Source organism: Capillibacterium thermochitinicola, from assembly GCF_013664685.1.
In the GTDB taxonomy this organism is placed as follows: domain Bacteria; phylum Bacillota; class UBA4882; order UBA10575; family UBA10575; genus Capillibacterium; species Capillibacterium thermochitinicola.
The window spans coordinates 1-2208 of sequence record NZ_JAAKDE010000063.1; the positions used below are offsets into that span (position 1 = coordinate 1).

Annotated in this window: 2 protein-coding genes; both read right to left on the reverse strand. The window is 38.9% G+C overall.

Annotated features, from left to right (window positions below; all coding sequences use genetic code 11):
* Nucleotides 1–363 precede the first annotated feature (363 nt).
* Nucleotides 364–807 carry a PIN domain-containing protein gene (locus tag G5B42_RS11390; protein ID WP_181340594.1) on the reverse strand — a complete coding sequence of 148 codons (444 nt, stop codon included), beginning with the start codon at nucleotides 805–807 and terminating at the stop codon, nucleotides 364–366.
* 241 nt (nucleotides 808–1048) lie between these two features.
* A complete protein-coding gene (locus G5B42_RS11395; protein WP_181340595.1) occupies nucleotides 1049–1915 on the reverse strand; it encodes a Crp/Fnr family transcriptional regulator in 867 nt (288 codons plus the stop codon).
* Between the last annotated feature and the right edge of the window lie 293 nt (nucleotides 1916–2208).

Here is a 2208-nt window from a genome sequence, read left to right on the forward strand (position 1 = left end):
GATCAAAGCAATATTGCGTATATCAGATAAGCTTATTGATAACTGAGGAATTTACACACTAATCTGGACTTGATCATTTTGTGCACATACTTGATTTGCATACTATTCTTCCTTTCCGTTAAATGTCACATAACGTTTGCCGATTACCGACGGCCATGGACATTAAGGCGTCGGCCGGGCCTTAGTGCGACGCCACTTAGGCCCGGGCAAGCCGGGCGCGACCGCGCTTTGGTCCATGGCTGTGGGCGCGTACTCTTCATGATTTAACTTCTTTGATTTGTCATCATGATCCACTCTCCGCGCCCCGTCAGCGGTAATCGTGCTGTTATATACGACGTATCAAAACAGAAAAATGCAATCAGACTAATCGATAGTATTTATAAAATCATCTAAATACATAACATCATAACCATTATTTTTCATTCGGGTATAAAGATCTTTATCTTCAGTTATTAATGTACAACCTTCAGAAACAGCCGTATCTGCAATCACTGCATCATCAGTATTACTTCCGTTACTTTTTACTATCTTTCTATAAACCTCCCCAGAGCCTAGCCTTACATATCCTAATCTTGCCCTACCATTAAGAATTAACAGAGAAATCGGCACAAGTTTTGCTCTAAGCTCAGCTAGCATTAATATGTTCTTAACTCTAATATCTTTTTTTGTATCAGGAATTTCGCACAGTTCTTCAATTTGTATGGTTGTAATGTAATATTCATATTGTACTTCCGCCGACTTTTTTATTTTTTCGATAATCTTGGGTAATTTATCAAATACGTTAGTATCAAACATAATTTTTTTCATCTAGAATCCTCTCCATAAAGATATGTCGTATAACGTCTGCCGATTACCGACGGCCATGGACCTTAAGGCGCCGGCCGGGCCTTAGTACGACGACACTTAGGCCCGGACAAGCCGGGCGCGACCGCGCTTAGGTCCATGGCTGTGGGCGCGTCTACTTCATGATTCAACTTCATTGATTTTGCTTCATGTTTCGCTATCCGCGCCCCGTCAGCGGTAATCGTGCTGTTAGGCGACGTCCAAATTATGCTATATCTAATAACTTAAGATTAGATATTTTTCTTCCCACAAAAGGATCTTCCGTATATTCTGCAATAACCTTAACTTTAATAACATTTTGAATCATACAATATATAAATTTCTCAATTTCTTGTTTGTCATCCACGGAAAAAGTATAGTCCCCTTCTGGTATTCTTTGAAGAGGATATACTCTCAATTTCCCTACATTCTTATATTTATCAAACCTATATATTTCCGCTTTTAATGTTATTGGTAATTCCTCTTTACTTTCCGGCAAAACAAACAGTTCTTTATCATCGACACCCAAATTCACTGCTATTTCATTATCGCTTTCAACAACAATTTTTTCTACATCTCCATTTTCAATTAATTTTGTCAAGTTTTTATAATAAGGTAATGATTGCTCGCCACAAATGTATACTGGACCATTGAAAGTATATTGATTAGTTACATTTTGATTTTCTATAGCATTAACAGTAACATCAGTATTATTCTCTCCAACATTGATTTCAACTGGCTTTTTTTGCTTTTTAAGAGAGAATACCAGCTTAAGAAATTCAAAAGTTTCTTTGGTTAACTCCCATATTTCGCCAGGAGTCAATGCCATTAGAAAAGGAAGTACAATCTGTTTTGAGGTTTCAATTACCTGTAACTCAAATTCACCTATAAAAGAACCTTGTTTTATTTCTCTTGAAATTATCCTGAGTTTTGCCCTATCATTTTTTGTCATCCTTTGCTGTCCCGATAAAGCGAGATATGAACTTTCAATCAAATGCTGAAATTCTTGTAAACCAATATTAAGTTCGTAAATTGACAATCCATTCTCAAAAGCCTGGCCTTCTAATACATATCTAATAATTTTTGTTTCCAAGCTATCACCCCAATTATTTAACTACAGATAGATGTCGCCTAACGTCTGCCGATTACCGACGGCCATGGACCTTAAGGCGCAGACCGGGCCTTAGTGCGACGTCACTTAGGCCCGGGCAAGCCGGGCGCGACTGCGCTTAGGTCCATGGCTGTGGGCGCGTAAACTTCATGATTTGACTTCTTTGATTTGTCATCATGATCCACTCTCCGCGCCCCGAAGCGGTAAACGAGCTGTTAGACGATGCCCAGCAGCCCCAAAGAAGAAAATGAAGTCCTTCTTTGAATAAATCCTGT